The sequence below is a fragment of the Microbacterium sp. HJ5 genome, assembly GCF_054824025.1.
This window is the reverse complement of record NZ_JSYE01000019.1, coordinates 15,379-33,208: the sequence shown is the minus strand read 5'-3', so window position 1 is coordinate 33,208 and position 17,830 is coordinate 15,379. Positions and strand designations below refer to the sequence as shown.

Sequence of the window (17,830 nt, the reverse complement as noted above, 5' to 3'; positions counted from 1 at the left end):
ACCGGGCGGCTCCGCCCCCGCCGTCGGGCGCCGCACGCTGTGGAGAACCCGCCGGACCCCTCAGATGCCCTGCCAGTCTGGCTTGTTCGCGAAGGCATAGCGGTAGTAGTCGGCGTGCGCGAGCGATCCCGCGGCGGCCTCGTCGAGGAAGACGGTGACGTGCGGATGGAGCTGGATCGCGGAACCCGGCAGCGACGCGGTCAGCGGGCCCTCGACGGCGGCCGCCACGGCGTCGGCCTTGCCCGCTCCGAACGCCAGCATCACCAGGTGGCGGGCCCGCATGATCGTGCCGAGGCCCTGGGTGATGCAGTGGCGGGGCACGTCGTGGATGCTGTCGAAGAAACGCGCGTTGTCTTCGCGGGTCTGCTCGGTGAGGGTCTTCACCCTCGTCAGCGACGCGAACGACGAGCCCGGCTCGTTGAAGCCGATGTGCCCGTCCGTGCCGATCCCCAGGATCTGGAGATCGACGCCGCCCGCTTCGGCGATCGCGCGCTCGTAGTCGTCGCCGGCGTGCTCGATGCCCTCGAGCGAACCGTCGGGGACCCGGATGCGGGCGGGGTCGAGGCCGAGCGGCTCGACGACCTCGCGCGTGATGACCGAGCGGTAGCTCTCCGGATGAGTGGGATCGAGTCCCACGTACTCGTCGAGGGCGAAGCCCCGCACGCGGGACACATCGAGATCGGTCGTCCGCGAGCGCAGGGCCTCGTACACCGGAATGGGCGTCGAACCGGTCGCGAGCCCCAGCACGGTCTCGGGATTCGCGCGGATCAGTCGCACGATCTCGTCGGCGACGGCCGCGCCGGCCTCCGCCTCGTCGCGGACGATGACGATCTCAGCCATGCGCGAGCGCCCCCTCGGCGTCGCGTGCCGCTCCGATGAGAGCGGCGCCGAGCGCCGCCGCGGGCGAGCCTGCAGGCAGCAGTTCGACGCGCTCCTCCAGCCGCAGCGAGCGCATGAACGGCGAGGCCTCGGCGCTCGCGGCGAGCTCGGCCGACACGTCCGCCAGCAGGCGGTCGCCGAGCGCGGTCACTCCCCCGCCGAGCACCACGGTGTCGACGTCCGCGGTGAGCACCAGCACGCGGATCGCCGACGCGACGCCGCGCGCCATCCCGGCGCGCAGCTCGCGAGCGACCGGGTCGCCGGCATCCGCGGCGTCGAACACGTCGCGCACCGGAAGGGCAGCGGCACGGCCCCAGCGCTCGGCGATCGCTCCGCCGCCCGCAAGGGCCTCGATGCAGCCGTGCTGCCCGCAGCGGCACAGCGGGCCGTTCGGGTCGACCGAGATGTGGCCGACCTCGCCGGCCGTCCCGCGCGCACCGCGCCACAGGACGCCCTCGACGACGATCCCGGCGGCGATGCCCGTGCCCAGGTTGAGGTAGCCCATCGAGCCGGATCCGCCGTGCAGGGCGAAGGCGCCGAGCGCCGCCGCCTTCACGTCGTTCTCGACGCCGACCGGCACTCCGAGGCGCGGGGCCGTCGCCGCGACGAGGTCGAGCTCCTCGACACCCAGGTTGACGGCGTGGACCACGCGGCCCGTCCCCGGCTCGATCTGGCCCGGGATGCCGATGCCGACCGAGCGGATGGACGAGACGTCGACCCCGGCCTCGCGCCCGAGGGTGCTCACCGCATCGAGGACGGTCGCCGTGACGGCATCCGGTCCCCATCCCGTCGCGAGGCGGACGCGCCCGATGACCGTGCCGGCCGCGTCGACCGCGACGGCGTCGGTCTTCGTGCCTCCGACGTCGAGTCCGACCTTCATCGACCCGTCTCCCCGCGGAAGACGGTCCTGTGCACCGCGCGCATCAGCCCTTGACCGCCCCCGACACGAGGCCGCCGGCCATGCGGCCCTGCACGATGAGGAAGAAGATGACGACGGGGATCGCGATCATCGTGGAGCCGGCCATGACGGCGCCCCAGTTGACCGCGCCGCCGACCGACGATGACTGGAAGGCGTTGAGCCAGGGCATGAGGGTGAGGTTGTAGCCCCGCATGAACAGGAGCGCCATCGTGAACTCGTTCCACGCCTGGATGAAGGCGAAGATGCCGGTCGCGACCAGACCCGGTGCGAGGAGCGGGAAGGTGACCTTCCAGAACGCCTGCGACTTGGTGCAGCCGTCGATCATTGCCGCCTCCTCGAGGTCGGCGGGCACGCCGGCGACGAAGCCGCGCAGCGTCCAGATCGTGAACGGCACCACCGCGGCGACGTAGACGATGCCGAGGCCCAGCAGGGTGTTCATGAGGCGCCAGTCGTCGATCATGCCGTAGATCGTGAACATCATCGCCTCGCCGGGGATCATCTGCACGACGAGCACGGCCACGATGAAGGTCCAGCGTCCGCGGAACCGGAAGCGCGCGAGCGCGATCGACGCGAGGAACGCGAACAGCAGCGTCACGATGAGGACGCCGGCGGTCACCGTGAGCGTCGTCGGCAGAGCGTGCGCGAAGTCCGTCTGGCCGGGCGCCGCCTCTCGCCCCCACGCGGAACGGTAGTTGCTGAACGTGAAGTCGAACGGGAAGAGACTCGGCTCGCGGCTGATGATCTTGGAGTTCTGCGTGAACGACAGGTTCACCATGTAGTAGACGGGGAAGACCGACACCACGAAGACGATGAGCGCCGCGATGTTGAGGAACGTCCTCGTGATGACGCGCTTGGGCGAAGGGCGGCGGACGTCGATCGAGCGCCGCTTGGGGGTCTTGGCGTTGCCGACCTCGCCGAGCACCTCGTCGACGCCGACGATGCCGAGCTGGGTGCCGGTGCTGACCTGGGTGCTCACGATTCCTCCTCCTTGAGCGTGGTGCGCACGTATCCCCACGAGAGGATGAGCAGCAGCACCACCATCACGACGCCGATCGCCGCGGTGAAGGCGACCTCTCCGGGCCCCTGACGGAACAGGAAGGTGCCCAGCACGTTCGTGTCGCGGGCGATGCCGCCGCGGCTCTGGAGCGCGTACACCTGGGTGAAGATGCGCAGGTTCCAGATGATCTGAAGGACGAGCACGACGGTCAGGATGCTGCGCAGGTAGGGGAACACGATGTTCCAGAACCGCTTCCAGCCGTTGGCGCCGTCGAGCGAAGAAGCCTCGAGCACTTCGGCGGGCACCTGGCCGAGGCCCGCATAGGTGGTGAACGCGACGAACGGCACGCCCTGCCACACGACGATGATCGTCAGCACGAAGAAGAACGAGAACGGGTTGAGCAGCCACGAGTGGTTGGTCCAGTCGTCGGTGCCGGTGATGGTGTTCAGCGCCCAGTTGACCAGGCCGTACTGGGTGTCGAAGATCCAGCCCCATACAACCGTCGCCGTGAGCGGCGGCATGGCCCATGCGAGCAGCAGTCCGATCGAGACCGTGATCCGCCACGCGCGGCTGAGCCGGGTCATGAGCACGGCGATCGTCACGCCGAACAGCATGATGAACGCGGTCATGACCACCATGAGCGCGAGGCTGCGCAGCAGCACGGCCGGGAACTCGGACTGCTGGAAGAGCTCGAGGTAGTTCTCGAAGCCGACGAAGTTCGGCATCGTGCCCTGCACCTTGTTGCGCACGGTGTAGTCGGTGAACGACTGGATCACCATGAGCACGGCCGGGTAGGCGACCATGACGCCGAGGATGATGAGGGAGGGCGCGAGCAGCGTCCAGGCGCTGCGGGCGTCGCGGCGGGCGCGCGCCTTCTCCCGTGAGACGGGTGGGCGGGGATCCTGGCGTCGCGGCTTCGCGGCGGGGCGGGCCGCGGTTGCGGTGTCGCTCATGTCGTCTCCTCTCTGGGGTGTTGCGGCCGGGCACGACGAGGTGTCCGGCGAAGCGGTGGTGCGAAGAGGACCGCTCTCCGGGTCGGGCGCAGGGCTCGCGTCCTGCATCCGACCGAGTGCTCGGTCCGGGTGTCGGGGTCCCGGCCCGGGAATAAACCGGGACCCCTCACCTCCGGGGGGACCTACTTGTTGAGGATGTCCTCGATCTGCGTGTCGAGCTCCTCGGCGACGGTCTTCACGTCCTCGCCCTGGGCGATGCGGACCAGCGCGTCGGGGATGATCTGAGCCGCCTCGACCTCGCCCCAGTTCGGGCTGGCCGGAGTGAACTTCGAGTTGGCGAGCGCCGCGGCCTGAGCCTTGGCCGACTCGGTGTCGGGCAGCGCCGAAGCGGCCGACTTGATGCCCGGGACGAGACCCTGAGCCGCGAGCAGCTCCTGGTAACCCGACGAGAGCATGATCTCGAGCGCGGCCTTCGCCTTGCCCTGGGCGTCGCTCTTGAACGCGACGGCGACGTTGGAGCCACCGGCGAAGATCGGAGCGGTCTCGCCCGACTCGAGGCCGGGGAGCGCGAACGCGCCGAGGTCCTTGGCGTAGGTGTCGGGGCATCCGTTGGACACCTCTTCACCCGCCGCCTCGTCACCCCACGGCCAGGCACCGGTCAGGTTGCCCTCGGCCCACGCCGGGGTCGAGAGGAAGCCGACCTCGCCCGCGCAGAACGCGATGTTGCCGAGGCGCTCGTTGCCGTCGACCGGCGCGACCGTCGCGTTCTCGTAGACGTCCTGCAGCATCTCGAGGCCCTTGACGCTCTCGTCGCTGGCGAACTGCGCGTCCCAGACGTCGCCGTCCTGCACGGCGATCTCGCCGCCGTTGGCCCACACGTAGGGAAGCGCGTTGTACCAGTCGCGACCCGGGGCGTAGATGCCCGAGACCGTCGCGGTGGTCAGCTCCGTGCCCTGTGCGACGTAGTCCTCGAGAGTCTCGGGAACGGTGTCGCCGACGATCTGCGGCGTGTAGAAGACGACGCGGCCACCGGCGTAGTACGGCGCGGCCCACAGCGAGCCGTCGTACGTGCCCGCCTCGACGAGACCGGGCAGCAGGTCATCGCCGCCGAGGTCTTCCTGAATGTCGGAGATGTCGAGGAACAGGCCCTTGTCGGCGAAGCCGATGGCCTGTGTGTTGCCGACCTCGACGACGTCGGGAGCGTCGTTCGACGACAGCGCGGCCTCGTACGTGTCGGAGACGTCCGCCCAGGTCTTCTCCTCGATGGTGAGGGTCCAGCCGTCGTTCTCGTCCTCGAAGGTCTCCTTGAGGTAGTCGCGAGCGGTCTGCGGCGTGTCGGTGCCGACCAGCCACACGGTGAGGTCGCCGGTTGCGGCCTCGCTGGGTGCGGCCGCTTCGCCGCCACCCGCACAGCCGGCCAGAACGACAGCCGAAGCGCCGACGAGCGCGAGGGCTCCGAGCTTCTTGTTCATGGTGTCTTCCTTCGTGTTGTTCTCTTGGTGATGTGGAAGGGCCGGGTGACCCATCCGGGGGGGTTGTGGGGTCCGGGTGATCCGGAGGCAGCGTTCGTCGCTACGACACCCCGAGTTGTCCCGACAGGACCATGACGGCGGCGCCGCGCAGGACGATGTCCTGGCCTTGCTCCGTCATCCGCAGCCGGATGCTGTCGTGGAACTGCGCCAGCGTCCGGGTGCGGAGGGTCTCGACGGTCGCTTCCGCGAGTGGTCCGTCGAGAAGTTCGGTGGGGCCGGAGAGCACGATCTCCGACAGATCGAGCACGCCCACGACGGGCGCGAGGGCGATCCCCAGGCGCTCCCCCGCATCGCGGAGGATCCCCTCGCGATCGTGGGGAGCGGATGCCGCGGCCAGCCGCGACGTCAGGGAAGGCACCGACAGCCAGGCCTCGAGGCATCCGACCTTGCCGCAGCCGCACACCGGGCCGCCGTCCGTGCCGACCGTCACGTGGCCGATCTCGCCCGCCGCGAAGCGGCTGCCGCGCATCGGCTGACCCCCCGCGAGAAGACCGGAGCCGACGCCTCGGCCGACCTTGACCAGCAGCACGTCGTCGCCCGCTCCGCCGAAGGTGTACTCGGCCAGCACCGCGGCGTTCGCGTCGTTCGCGACGAGCACCGGCAGGCCGAGCGCGTTCTGCAGCGCTCCCTCGAGGTCGAACCCGGCCCAGCCGAAGTTCGGCGCGGTGAGGATCACGCCACGGTCGTCCACGACGCCGGGGGTGCCGACGCCGATGCCGAGCACGGGAGCATGGGAGTCCTCGACCAGGACCCGCGCGAGCTCGACGACCGTCGCGACGACATCGCCGGCGGGCGGGAGAGGCACCTCGCGACGCGCGACGATGTCGCCGTCGAGCGTCAGCACGGCGCCGATGAAGGTGTCGCTGCCGGACAGGTCGATGCCGACGATGCGGTGGCCGGCGCGGTCGAGGTCGACCAGGATCGCGGGCTTGCCGGGGCCGGAGGCCTCGCGCACGCCGATCTCGGCGACGAAGCCGTCGGCGATCAGCTCGGCGACGAGATCGGAGATCGTGACGCGGGTCAGACCGGTCTCCCGCGAGAGATCGGCGCGGCTCATCGCTCCCTGGTGGAAGAGGGTCTGCAGCACGAGGGCGCGGTTGTGACCGCGAGCGTGCTCGGGGAGCACCTTGCCGCCCTGGCGGAGCGCACGCCCGGAGCCGAAGCCGCGGCCGTTCGCGTTTCCTGAGGGGTGCGGCGACTCGATGGTGGAAGAGCCGCGCTGCACTTCCGATGCAGACATGTTTGTTAGTAGACCTTACGAACAAACGACAGCGCAAGTGTTCGCCCCCTTTTGGGCGGCGTATTTACAAAACCGTTACATCACGGCTGGCCAACGGTTCGCGGCGAGAGCCCGCCGGTGACGGACCCGTCGGTACAGTGGCACGATGCGTACGCCGACCTTCTCCCGCCGCATCGCCGCCCTCACTCTCGCCGCCGTCGCCGTCTTCGGCCTCGCCGGCTGCACCGGCTTCCCCGCGGGCTCCGGCACGCCCGCCCCGTCGACCTCGTCCACCGCCGACGGCGGCGCGGGCGCGGGGTCCGACGACGGCACCCAGACCACCGCAGAAGCGTGCCAGCTCGTGCAGGACACGATCACCGACGCGACCGCCGAGTTCGAGCAGGCGACCACCGACGACCCCGCCGCGGTGGCCGAGGCGTTCCAGGCCGCAGCGCAGAGCATCGCCGACGCGACCGGCGAGGTGTCCAACGAAGAGGTCGCCGCACTGCTCCCGCCCCTTCAGGACGTCTTCGAGCGGGTGGCCGAGGTGCTCCCCGCGATCATCGAGGGCGACACCTCGCGCACCGAGGAGTTCCAGGAGCTGGGCGCCGATCTGCAGACCTCGATGGAGCAGTTCAACGAGCTCTGCACCCCCGCCGAGTAGGTGCGGCACTTCGGCTCCGCCCGTGACCCAGTCGTTGCGCGGACGCTCAGACATGTCCTTTACCATGGGACGAACGTTGCTCATAACCGGGGGGTGAAGACGTGACGGATCTGGCGACCAAGTCGGGAGCCGACGAAGCGCCGTCTGACGACAGCGCGCTGGTCGACGACCCCGCGATCGCAGACGAGACGTCCGACGCCGAGGGCACGGCCGAGCCCGCAACCCCTGCAGGCGACGCTCCGGTCGGCGGAGGCCCCGACTCCCCCACCTACGCGTGGGCGCCGAGCGAGCCCGCGCCCAAGAAGAGCCGCAAGCCTCTGTGGATCGGCCTCGGCGCCGGTGCCGCGGTGGTGGGTCTCGCCGTGGCATCCGTCACCCTCTTCGCCCCGGGTACCTCGATCGGCGGCGTCTCGGTCGGGCTGCTCCCCACGTCGATCGCCATCGACGCGGTCCAGCAGCGCCTCGCGTCCACCACCATCGTCCTCACGGGCGCCGGCGGCGACGCCGAGGTGACAGGCGCCGATCTCGGCGCGTCGGTCGACGCGAGCGGACTCGTCGCAGACGCGTTCGCCTCGAACCCGCTGTGGAACGTGACCGCGTGGTTCCCGGCATCCGTCGACGCGCCCGTGTGGATCGACGACGATGCTGCGAACTCAGCGCTGCGCGCCGCCGCACCGGAACTCTTCGTCGAGCCCGTCGACGCGACGCTCGCGTTCGACGCGGCGTCCACCTCCTACGTCACCACCCCGGCCGTGACCGGCGAGGGCATCGACGTCGACGCCGTGCGCACCGCCCTGCAAGAGGCCTTCGCCGCAGGCGAGACCCGCGTCGAGCTCGAGACCACCGTCGCCCCGATCGAGGCGACGACCCCCACGTACGTCGCTGATTCGACGGCCGCGCGGCTGAACGGCATCCTCACCACCGCGGGCTTCTACGTCGGCAGCGAGCGCACGGTCCCGGTCGCGCGCGACGTGGCGGCGTCGTGGCTGACCGTCACGCCGGACGAGCGCGGCACCTTCGTCATCACCGCCGACGAGGCCGCGATCGAAGAACTCGTCGCGGGCCTGCCCGAGCAGGTCGACCGCGACGTGGTCGACGCCACCGTCATCACGAACTCGGCCGGAGAGGTGCTCCGCGAGCTGACTGCGGGCGTCACCGGTCGCGCGCTCGGCGACACCGCCACGGTCGCCGACGACTTCGCCGCTCAACTCGCCTCGGGCAACGGCGCGTATCAGCTGCCCGTGACCGAGACCGAGTTCGCGTCGACGACGCTCGAGCGCCGCATCGAGGTCGACCTGAGCGCGCAGACGACCTACCTGTTCGAGAACGACAAGGTCGTCGGTTCGTACACGATCTCGTCGGGCATGGACGCCACGCCGACGCCGACGGGGCACTTCACCGTGAACGCCTACACCCGCATCCAGGACATGGGCGCGCTGTGCTACAACCCGAAGGCGGTCAACAGCTACTGCACCGAGGACGTGCCCTGGATCACGTGGTTCGCGCCCGACATCGCCTTCCACGGCGCATCGTCCTTCCGCTCTTCGCTGGGGTTCCAGCAGAGCCACGGCTGCGTGAACATGTGGGACGCCGACGCGAAGTTCGTCTACGACTGGACGGCCACCGGCACCGAGGTCTGGGTCCACGCCTGAGCGCGCCCCTCGCACGCCACGAATGAGAAGAGCGGATGCCCCGGGTCGGGGCATCCGCTCTTCTCCTCGTGATCAGCCGATCGAGTCGATGATCTCGTTGAACGTGCGCGAGGGGCGCATCACCGCTTCGACGAGCTCGGCGTCGGGGCGGTAGTACCCGCCGATGTCGGCCGGCGAGCCCTGCACGGCGATGAGCTCGGCGACGATGTCGTCCTCACGCGCGGCGAGCGCCTCGGCCACCGGGCCGAACGCCGCGGCCAGCTCGGGGTCGGCCTGCTGCGACGCCAGTTCCTGCGCCCAGTAGAGCGCGAGGTAGAAGTGGCTGCCGCGGTTGTCGATCGTGCCGAGCGCGCGACCGGGGGACTTGTCGTTCTCGAGGAACGTCCCGGTCGCGGCATCCAGCGTGTCGGCCAGCACCTGCGCGCGGACGTTGCCTGTCGTGGTCGCGAGGTGCTCGAGCGACGCGGCGAGGGCGAAGAACTCGCCCAGCGAGTCCCATCGGAGGTAGTTCTCCTCGAGGAGCTGCTGCACGTGCTTCGGCGCCGAGCCGCCTGCACCGGTCTCGAACAGACCGCCGCCCGCGAGCAGCGGGACGATGGACAGCATCTTGGCGCTCGTGCCGACCTCGAGGATCGGGAAGAGGTCGGTGAGATAGTCGCGCAGCACGTTGCCGGTCACCGAGATGGTGTCTTCGCCCTTGCGCAGCCGGTCGAGCGAGTACTGCGTGGCCGCGGCCGGGGCGAGGATCTCGATCGTGAGGCCGTCGGTGTCGTGGTCGCCGAGGTACTCGTCGACCTTCGCGATGAGCGCGGCATCGTGCGAGCGGGCCGCGTCGAGCCAGAACACGGCCGGAGCGCCCGTGGCACGGGCGCGGCTCACGGCGAGCTTCACCCAGTCACGGACTGCGATGTCCTTCGTCTGCGTCGCGCGCCAGATGTCGCCCGGCTGCACCGCGTGCTCGATCAGCACGTCGCCGGCCTGATTCAGCACCTGCACGGTGCCGGCGGCTGCGATCTCGAACGTCTTGTCATGGCTGCCGTACTCCTCGGCGGCCTGCGCCATGAGGCCGACGTTGGGCACGGTGCCGATGGCGGCCGGGTCGAGCGGGCCGTGGGCGATGACGTCGTCGATCACCGTCTGGTAGACGCTCGCGTACGAGGAGTCGGGGATCACGGCGAGCGTGTCATCCTCGCCGCCGTCGGCGCCCCAGAGCTTTCCGCCATTCCGGATGAGCGCCGGCATCGACGCATCGACGATGACGTCGGACGGGACGTGCAGGTTGGTGATGCCCTTGTCGGAGTTGACGTACGACAGCCGCGGGCCGCGCTCGAGGTCGGCCGTGATCGCCGCGACGATCGCGTCGCCGCCCTCGACCGACGGCAGACCCGCGAGGATCGCGCCGAGGCCGTCGTTCGCGGTCAGCCCGGCCTCGGCGATCTTGTCGCCGTAGGTCGCGAACACGTCGGCGAAGTAGGCCTTGACCACGTGACCGAAGATGATCGGGTCGCTGACCTTCATCATCGTGGCCTTGAGGTGCACCGAGTAGAGGAGGTCGTCCTCGGCGGCCTCGCGCAGCGTGGCGGCGAGGAACTCGTCGAGTGCGGCGGCGGAGAGGAACGTCGCGTCGACGATCTCGCCCGGGAGCACCTTCACCGCCTCCTTGAGCACGGTCGTGGTGCCATCGGCGGCGACGTGCTGGATCGTGAGCACGTCGTCGGCCGGAATGAGGGTGGTCTTCTCGTTGGACTTGAAATCGTCGTGGCCGAGGGTCGCGACCCGCGTCTTCGACCCGTCCGCGAACGCCTTGTTGCGGTGCGGGTGCTTGCGGGCGTAGTTCTTCACCGACAGGGGCGCACGGCGGTCGCTGTTGCCCTCGCGGAGCACCGGGTTGACTGCGGATCCCTTGATGCGGTCGTAGCGCGCCCGGATGTCCTTGTCTTCGACCGTCTCGGGCTCGTCCGGGTAGTCGGGGATGTCGTAACCCGCGGCCTGCAGCTCGGCGATCGCTGCCTTGAGCTGCGGGATCGAGGCGGAGATGTTCGGCAGCTTGATGATGTTGGCCTCGGGGAGCGTCGCCAGTCCGCCGAGCTCGGCCAGCGCGTCGCCCACCTGCTGATCGGTCGTGAGCTTCTGCGGGAAAGCCGCGAGCACGCGGCCCGCGAGCGAGATGTCACGGGTCTCGACATCCACCCCCGCCTGGCTGGTGACGGCCTTCACGATCGGCAGGAACGAGGCGGTGGCAAGTGCCGGAGCCTCGTCGGTGTAGGTGTAGATGATGGTCGAGTCGGTCACCGGGTTCGTCTCCGTTCGGGTGGTCTTTCCAGCCTATCGCAAGCGCAAAAGTATCTCGACGTCGAGATACTTCGTCTCGTGAGTATGTTAAGAAAAGTGCACGGCGGTGCTCCGCCGTCGCATCCGGGCTAGCCTGTGCGTATGGGTGAACTGCGACTCGTCGAACTCTCCGCCGCCACGATCGTGGCGGTCAACACCCTGTCATTGAAGCCGGGGCAGGAACAGTTCCTCGCTCCGGTCAGCTACGGCATCGCCGCCACCGTCGTCAACCCGCAGACGACCTGGCAGCGCGTCGTCCTCGACGGCGAGCAGGTCGTCGCCTTCGTCAGCGCGAACTTCGATCCGGAGGCTCCGCAGGAGCACTTCCGCTCGGTCCTCTGGCGCATCAACGTCGACGCCGACGACCAGGGACGCGGTGTCGGGCGATTCGCTGTCGAGCAGCTGCTCGAAGAGGCGCGCAACCGCGGGCTCGACCGCGTCGCCGTCATCTACGAGGCCGGTGAAGGCGGACCCGAAGCATTCTTCCAGCGTGTAGGCTTCACACCCGTCGGCGAGACCGAGTACGGTGAAGTCATCGCAGAGATCCGACTCTGACCGACCCCTCGCGCTACTACCCGAAAAGAGCATCGCGAACAGCCCGTCCGGGCTCCTGAGACCGGCGGCGGGGCCTCGAATACCCCTCCCCCATCGAGGCCCCGTCGCCTTTCGCGTTTCCGGGCTCCGCGGCCCTGCGGGCTAGGGTGGCGTCGAGACGACTCCGCTGCCGGCGGCGAGCCGTCCGCGAAGGGAGCGCCGTGACCGCGCGAAGCGTCCTGGCCATCGATGCCGGGCAGTCCGGCATGAAGGTGCGGATGAGCACCGGCTCCGACGCGCAGGACGCCGTGCTCCCCGGCATCCGGACCCATGAGCCGCTTCTGCCCCAGCTCGCCTCGGCCGCGCGACTCGCTCTCGACCGATTCGCCGCTCCGGTGGACGTGCTCGCTGCAGGCGTGTCGGGACTGACATCGCGGGAAGCGGATGCCTCGGCCCTGCTGTCCCTCATCGACGACACCGGCATCGACGGAGTGCTGCTCGCGCACGACTCGACGACTTCGTTCCTGGGCGCGATGGGCGACGCGCGGGGTGCGGTCGTCGCGTCGGGCACGGGCGTCGTCACCCTCGCCGTCGGCCGCGAGCGCGTCGCGCGCGTCGACGGCTGGGGCCACCTGATGGGAGACGCCGGCAGCGGCTTCTGGATCGGGCGCGAGGCGCTCGATGCCGTCATGCGCGACTTCGACGGCCGCGGTCCGTACACTCCCCTCCGCCGGGTGGCGGAGGCCCGCTGGCCGGACCTGAGCGAGGCCTACATCGAACTGCAGTCGTCCGAGGATCGCGTGAGCATCGTGGCGTCGTTCGCCACGGCGGTGGCCGAGCTGGCGGAGGGCGGCGACCCGGTGTCGAGGGGGATCCTCATCCGCGCCGGGCGCGAACTCGCGCACAGTGCGGAGACCGCGCTGCGGCGCGTCGGCGATGGCGATGAGCTCGAGGTGTGCGCGATCGGGGGCGTCTTCGGGGCGCCTGCGCTGCGAGCGGCGTTCGAGTCGCACGTCCGCGAGTCCGCGATCGCCGCGCGGTTCGTCGCACCCCGCGGCCAAGGCATCGACGGGGTCGTCGCCCTCGCCGATCTGGGGTCGCAGCATCCGCTCTCCGCCGACGTGTGGAGCGCCCACCGCTGACCCCGCCTGTTCTCGGAGGATCGTCGTTTCCTCGGAGTTTTTCGGCGCGGAAGCTCCGAGATCCGGGCGATCCTCCGAGATCCGAGGCGGATCCGCCCGGCGACGCCTCCTCCCCAGGCGAGCAGGGCGGCGAGCTCGGCCCGGAAGCGCTGACGGGTCTCCTCCGACTGTCGGCCGACGGCGACGATCTGGGCATGGACCTGTGCACCTGGCTTTCGCTGCGCGACGGCATCGCCCACCGCGATGAGGCGTCACGGGCGGGATTCCCGGTTCCGACGATCCGGCGTGCGATCGCGTCGGGCGCGGTGCTCCGGATCCGGCGCGCCTGGGTTGCCCTCGACACTGCCGATCCCGACCTGATCACGGCTGCGCGCGCCGGCGGGCGGGTCACGTGCGTCTCGGCAGCGCGACGGAAGGGGTGGGTGGATGCCGGAGGTCGAGGCATCCGGCATCCATCTCCATGTGCCGCCGCACGCCGGCCCCACGGGCCTGGGTCCCGAGTTCGATGGCGTCGTCCACTGGACGACGCCCCTCGCGCCCGCCTCTCCGCATGCACTCGTCGATGCGACTGAAGACGTGCTGGAGCACGTCGCACGTTGCCTCGACCGCGAAGCCGCGCTCGTCGTCTGGGAGTCGGCGCTGAGGACTGAGCGCCTCTCCGTCGAGGCGGTGCGGCGCATCCGCTGGATGTCGCGCGCCGCAGCGGAACTCGCGCAACGGGTGACCGGCCTGTCCGACTCCGGTCTCGAGACGATCTTCGTCGTGCGCCTGTCGTCCTGGGGGCTGCCGATCCGTCAGCAGATCGTGATCGCCGGCCACCGCGTGGACGTTCTCATCGGCGATCGGCTCATCGTCCAGCTCGACGGGTTCGCGTTCCACTCGACGGCCGCGCAGCGCGCTCGGGATGCCGCGCACGACGCCGAGCTGGCTCTTCGCGGCTATGTCGTCCTGCGGTTCACCTACGCGCAGGTCATCCACGACTGGCCCGCGGTCGAACGCACCGTCGTCCGCGCACTGGCCGCCGGCGCGCACCGCCGGTGAGGTGCACGGCGCGGAATCTCGGAGGATCGTGCGGATCTCGGAGGATTCGCGGCCAATGCTCCGAGGAAACGACCATTCTCCGAGAACACGAGGGCAACCCGGCAGGTCCGGGCGACCGGAAGGCCGGGCGACCGGAAGGTCGGGCGACCGGCAAGGCCGGAGACGGCGGATGCCCCGCCCCCCCGCGTGCGGGCGGGGACGGGGCATCCGGAATCGATGTCAGACCAGCGACTCGCGCCAGGCCGCGTGCAGCCGGGCGAACCGGCCGTCGCCGCCGATGAGCGCCTCGGGCGCGTCGTCCTCGATGATGCGGCCGTGCTCCATCACCAGGACGCGGTCGGCGATCGCGACCGTCGACAGACGGTGGGCGATGATGATCGCCGTGCGATCGGCGAGCAGCGTCTGCAGGGCGTCCTGGATCTGCCGCTCGCTCGGGATGTCGAGCGACGCCGTCGCCTCGTCGAGGATGAGCACCGCCGGGTCGGCGAGGAACGCTCGCGCGAACGAGATCAGCTGGCGCTGACCCGCCGACACACGACCGCCTCGCTTGTTGACGTCGGTCGCATACCCGTCGGGCAGGGCCTCGATGAAGGCATCCGCTCCGACCGCCCGCGCGGCGGCCCGGATCTCGTCGAGGGTCGCGTCGGGCTTGCCCAGCGCGATGTTGTCGGCCACGGTTCCGCTGAAGAGGTACGCCTCCTGCGTCACCATCACGATCGCCCGGCGCAGATCCTTCGGGTGCAGCGACCGCAGGTCGACGCCGTCGAGCGACACCGAGCCGCGCGTCGGGTCGTAGAACCGCGACACGAGCTTGGCGAGCGTCGACTTGCCGGCGCCGGTGGTGCCGACGAGGGCGATCGTCTGGCCAGCAGGGATGTCGAGCGAGAAGTCCGGCAGGATGACGCGGTCGTTCGAGTAGCCGAACAGCACGTCGTCGAACCGCACGTGTCCGCGTGCGTTCCACAGGTCGACCGGCTTGGCGGGATCGGGAACCGTCGGCTCCTCCTCCAGCACGCCCGAGACCTTCTCGAGTGCCGCCGTCGCCGACTGGTACGAGTTCAGGAAGAACGCGACCTCCTGCAGCGGCGAGAAGAAGTTGCGGACGTACAGCACCGCGGCCAGGAGCACGCCGACCTCGATCGCGCCGTCGATGACCCGGATGCCGCCCCACAGCAGCACGAGGGCGACAGTCACGGACGCCACGGCCATGAGCCCCGGCTCGAAGGTGCCGAACAGCTTGATGGAGCGCATGTTCACGTCGCGGTAGTCGCTCGCGAGCTCGCCGAATTCGCCGTCGTTGCGCGGCTCCTTGCGGAACGCCTTGACGGCGCGGATGCCCGTCATGGTCTCGACGAACTTCACGATCACCTTCGCGCTGACGACGCGCGACTCGCGGTACACGACCTGGGAGCGGGTGTAGAACCAGCGCATCAGGAGCAGCAGCGGGATGCCCATGATCGCGAGGATCACACCCGACTGCCAGTCGACGAGCAGCAGCGCGATGAGCGTGAAGCCGCCGTACAGGATGCCCGAGACGAGTTCGTTCAAGCCGCCGTCCAGCAGCTCGCGGATCGAGTCGAGGTCGCTCGTCTGGCGCGAGATGATGCGGCCGGACGTGTACGACTCGTGGAACTCGAGGCTGAGCCGCTGCGTGTGCAGGAAGATCCGCTTGCGCAGGTCGAGCATGATCGCCTGGGTGAGCCGTGCGGCGACGACGACGTACCAGCCGATGAGCGCCGCGCCCGCGATGCCGGTCGCGAGGTAGACGACGACCACGCCGATCGTCGGCAGCCAGTTCATCTGCTCGACGGCCGCGGGGAGCGCGTTGTCGATGCCGAACGCGATCAGCGCGGGGCCCGCGACCCGGAACGCCGTCGAGACGACGAGGACGATCGCGGCGAGCCAGAGCTGGCCGCGCACGGGCGTGACGAGCGAGCCCAGCAGGCGCAGCGAGCGCTTGCGGATCGCCTTGCTCTCGACGCGCGTGTAGTCCGAGCGGTCTTCGCCGCTCGTGCCGGTGACGGTCGTGGTGCTCACAGGTTCACCTCCCAGTCCTGGTCCTGCTGTCTGGCCCGCATCCGGGCCTCTTCGACCTCGAGGCTCGAGATCACGTGCCGGTAGTGCTCGCTCTTGCGGAGCAGCTCCGAGTGGGTGCCGACCGCTGTGATGCGGCCGGCTTCGAGGAGGGCGACCCGGTCCGCGAGCATGACGGTCGACGGACGGTGCGCCACGACGAGCGCCGTCGTCTCGTGGAGGACCTCGCGCAGCGCGTCCTCGACGAGGGCCTCGGTGTCGACGTCGAGCGCCGACAGCGGGTCGTCGAGGACGAGCACCGCCGGACGCGCCGCCACCGCGCGCGCGAGGGCGAGCCGCTGGCGCTGGCCGCCGGAGAGCGACAGGCCCTCCTCGCCGATGATGGTGTCGACGCCGTCGGGGAGGTCTTCCACGAAGCCGGCCTGGGCGACCTGAAGCGCCTCGCGCATGACCGCCTCGGCCTCGGGGCTGCCCGGAGCGAGATCCTCCCGGCCGAGCAGCACGTTGTCGCGCACGGACTGCGAGAACAGCGTCGCGTCCTCGAAGGCCATGCCGACGTGGCGGCGGAGCTCGTCGAGCGTGAGGTCGCGCACGTCGACGCCGTCGACCGTCACGCGGCCGGCGGTCACGTCGTACAGGCGCGCGGGCAGCGTCGTGAGCGTGGTCTTGCCCGAACCCGTCAGGCCGACGAGGGCCATGGTCTCACCCGGACGCAGTGCCAGGTCGACGCCGTCGAGCAGATCGCGCTCGCGCGCGGCGGCGTCCTGGTACCGGAAGTGCACGTCCTCGAACACCAGCGCACCGCGCGGACGGTCGATCGTGGCCGGCGTCTCGGGGTCGACGATGGCGTTCTCCTCGTCGAAGACCTCGAAGATGCGGTCCGTCGCCGTGCGCGCGTCCAGCGTGAACGAGAACAGGAAGCCGATCGACTCCATCGGCCAGCGGAGCACGGTGGCCATCGCGAAGAACGCGATGAGCTCGGCGGTGTGCAGCTGCTCGACCGACACGAGGTAGATGCCCGCGCCGAGGCACAGGGCGAACGCGATGTCGGGGAGGAGCACCAGCCAGAACCAGATCCAGCCGATGGCCCGCGCCTTGCTGAGCTCGGTCTCGCGCAGCGTCTCGGCCTGCTGGGCGAACTTGCGCAGCGCGTGCTTGCCGCGGCCGAACGCCTTGAGCACGCGGATGCCGTGGACGCTCTCCTCGACCGACGTGGCGAGGTCGCCGGCCTGATCCTGGCTCTGACGCGCGAGCGAGCCGTACGTCTTCTCGAACCGGTATCCGGCGTACCAGAGCGGCGCCGAGGTGACGAGGAAGATCGTGCCGAGCAGCCAGTGCCAGCGGAACAGCAGAACGGTGCCGACGACGATCGTGATGACGTTGACGACGAGGAGCACGATGCCGAAGGCCATCCAGCGGCGCAGCATGCTGATGTCCTGCATCATGCGGCTCAGCAGCTGGCCGGACTGCCACTTGTCGTGGAACGAGACGGGCAGGCGCTGCAGGCGCGAGTAGAAGGTCTGGCGGATCTCGTACTCGACCTTGGTGGCCGGGCCGAGCACGAACCAGCGTCGCAGCCACACCATGAACGCCTCGGCGAGGCCCAGGGCGAGGATGGCGGCGGATCCCCACGCGATCTGGCTGATGTCGCCCGAGGCGATCGGCCCGGCGACGATCGCCTCGAGGACGAGCGGGATGGACAGCGCGAGCAGGCTGGCGGCGAGCGCACTGGCAGCGCCCATCGTGAGGCGCGGCAGGACGGGCTTCGCGAACGGCAGCAGCCGTGCGAGGGCTTGGAGGGTCGACTGTTCGGACCGTGGCGACGGAGTGAGTTCGTCGGGGAGGGCGGTGGTGGTCATGATCCTTGCAAGGGGTGGTGCGGATGACCCGACATCGGGTCGGAGGGATGCGCGAGGCGCGACGGAGCCCCGGT

General features: G+C 70.0%; 14 protein-coding genes. 5 read left to right on the top strand and 9 right to left on the bottom strand.

Going from position 1 to position 17,830, the window contains the following annotated elements; translation table 11 throughout:
• Positions 1 to 60: 60 nt before the first annotated feature.
• The 6 genes from OB08_RS10245 to OB08_RS10220 all read right to left on the bottom strand — a co-directional run bounded on the left by OB08_RS10245 (position 61) and on the right by OB08_RS10220 (position 6,520).
• Complete coding sequence (locus OB08_RS10245) at positions 61 to 840, bottom strand: glucosamine-6-phosphate deaminase (protein ID WP_461474368.1); 780 nt, start codon at positions 838 to 840, stop codon at positions 61 to 63.
• The gene (locus OB08_RS10240) at positions 833 to 1,759 is read right to left on the bottom strand and encodes an ROK family protein (RefSeq protein ID WP_461474366.1); all 927 of its coding nucleotides are present in this window, start codon (positions 1,757 to 1,759) and stop codon (positions 833 to 835) included. Before OB08_RS10240 ends, OB08_RS10245 begins: the two co-directional genes overlap by 8 nt.
• A 43-nt stretch (positions 1,760 to 1,802) precedes the next feature.
• Complete coding sequence (locus tag OB08_RS10235) at positions 1,803 to 2,774, bottom strand: carbohydrate ABC transporter permease (protein ID WP_461474364.1); 972 nt, start codon at positions 2,772 to 2,774, stop codon at positions 1,803 to 1,805.
• Positions 2,771 to 3,748 carry a carbohydrate ABC transporter permease gene (locus OB08_RS10230; RefSeq protein WP_461474362.1) on the bottom strand — a complete coding sequence of 326 codons (978 nt, stop codon included), beginning with the start codon at positions 3,746 to 3,748 and terminating at the stop codon, positions 2,771 to 2,773. Before OB08_RS10230 ends, OB08_RS10235 begins: the two co-directional genes overlap by 4 nt.
• A gap of 182 nt (positions 3,749 to 3,930) precedes the next feature.
• Entirely contained in the window at positions 3,931 to 5,220 is a 1,290-nt protein-coding gene (locus tag OB08_RS10225; RefSeq protein ID WP_461474360.1) for a type 2 periplasmic-binding domain-containing protein, read from the bottom strand.
• A 100-nt stretch (positions 5,221 to 5,320) separates the two neighbouring features.
• Positions 5,321 to 6,520 (bottom strand): ROK family transcriptional regulator, encoded by a 1,200-nt coding sequence (locus OB08_RS10220; protein ID WP_461474358.1) that lies wholly within the window; start codon positions 6,518 to 6,520, stop codon positions 5,321 to 5,323.
• Between the two features lie 145 nt (positions 6,521 to 6,665).
• Here OB08_RS10220 and OB08_RS10215 point away from each other — a divergent pair, with 145 nt between their 5' ends.
• Together OB08_RS10215 and OB08_RS10210 are read left to right on the top strand one after the other, a co-directional pair.
• Positions 6,666 to 7,163: a hypothetical protein gene (locus OB08_RS10215; RefSeq protein WP_461474356.1), complete on the top strand. Its 498-nt coding sequence runs from the start codon at positions 6,666 to 6,668 to the stop codon at positions 7,161 to 7,163.
• 101 nt (positions 7,164 to 7,264) lie between these two features.
• Entirely contained in the window at positions 7,265 to 8,815 is a 1,551-nt protein-coding gene (locus tag OB08_RS10210) for a L,D-transpeptidase (RefSeq protein WP_461474354.1), read from the top strand.
• A gap of 72 nt (positions 8,816 to 8,887) precedes the next feature.
• Here the strand turns inward: OB08_RS10210 and OB08_RS10205 are convergent, their stop codons facing one another.
• Entirely contained in the window at positions 8,888 to 11,107 is a 2,220-nt protein-coding gene (locus tag OB08_RS10205; RefSeq protein ID WP_461474352.1) for an NADP-dependent isocitrate dehydrogenase, read from the bottom strand.
• A 141-nt stretch (positions 11,108 to 11,248) separates the two neighbouring features.
• On the opposite strand from OB08_RS10205, the gene OB08_RS10200 reads away from it, so the two are divergent.
• From OB08_RS10200 to OB08_RS10190, 3 genes are all read left to right on the top strand, one after another.
• Positions 11,249 to 11,701: a GNAT family N-acetyltransferase gene (locus tag OB08_RS10200; protein WP_461474350.1), complete on the top strand. Its 453-nt coding sequence runs from the start codon at positions 11,249 to 11,251 to the stop codon at positions 11,699 to 11,701.
• Between the two features lie 200 nt (positions 11,702 to 11,901).
• Positions 11,902 to 12,822 carry an N-acetylglucosamine kinase gene (locus OB08_RS10195; protein ID WP_461474349.1) on the top strand — a complete coding sequence of 307 codons (921 nt, stop codon included), beginning with the start codon at positions 11,902 to 11,904 and terminating at the stop codon, positions 12,820 to 12,822.
• Positions 12,823 to 13,248: 426 nt separating this feature from the next.
• Entirely contained in the window at positions 13,249 to 13,863 is a 615-nt protein-coding gene (locus OB08_RS10190) for an endonuclease domain-containing protein (RefSeq protein WP_461474347.1), read from the top strand.
• 219 nt (positions 13,864 to 14,082) lie between these two features.
• Here the strand turns inward: OB08_RS10190 and OB08_RS10185 are convergent, their stop codons facing one another.
• The gene (locus OB08_RS10185) at positions 14,083 to 15,900 is read right to left on the bottom strand and encodes an ABC transporter ATP-binding protein (protein WP_461474345.1); all 1,818 of its coding nucleotides are present in this window, start codon (positions 15,898 to 15,900) and stop codon (positions 14,083 to 14,085) included.
• Entirely contained in the window at positions 15,897 to 17,756 is a 1,860-nt protein-coding gene (locus OB08_RS10180; RefSeq protein WP_461474343.1) for an ABC transporter ATP-binding protein, read from the bottom strand. Before OB08_RS10180 ends, OB08_RS10185 begins: the two co-directional genes overlap by 4 nt.
• Positions 17,757 to 17,830: the final 74 nt, after the last annotated feature.

Bases quoted from the DNA above. Each gene is read 5' to 3' on its own strand.
- OB08_RS10245 (WP_461474368.1), bottom strand. From the start codon at position 840: ATGGCTGAGATCGTCATCGTCCGCGACGAGGCGGAGGCCGGCGCGGCC.
- OB08_RS10240 (WP_461474366.1), bottom strand. From the start codon at position 1,759: ATGAAGGTCGGACTCGACGTCGGAGGCACGAAGACCGACGCCGTCGCG.
- OB08_RS10230 (WP_461474362.1), bottom strand. From the start codon at position 3,748: ATGAGCGACACCGCAACCGCGGCCCGCCCCGCCGCGAAGCCGCGACGC.
- OB08_RS10225 (WP_461474360.1), bottom strand. From the start codon at position 5,220: ATGAACAAGAAGCTCGGAGCCCTCGCGCTCGTCGGCGCTTCGGCTGTC.
- OB08_RS10220 (WP_461474358.1), bottom strand. From the start codon at position 6,520: ATGTCTGCATCGGAAGTGCAGCGCGGCTCTTCCACCATCGAGTCGCCG.
- OB08_RS10215 (WP_461474356.1), top strand. From the start codon at position 6,666: ATGCGTACGCCGACCTTCTCCCGCCGCATCGCCGCCCTCACTCTCGCC.
- OB08_RS10200 (WP_461474350.1), top strand. From the start codon at position 11,249: ATGGGTGAACTGCGACTCGTCGAACTCTCCGCCGCCACGATCGTGGCG.
- OB08_RS10190 (WP_461474347.1), top strand. From the start codon at position 13,249: ATGCCGGAGGTCGAGGCATCCGGCATCCATCTCCATGTGCCGCCGCAC.
- OB08_RS10180 (WP_461474343.1), bottom strand. From the start codon at position 17,756: ATGACCACCACCGCCCTCCCCGACGAACTCACTCCGTCGCCACGGTCC.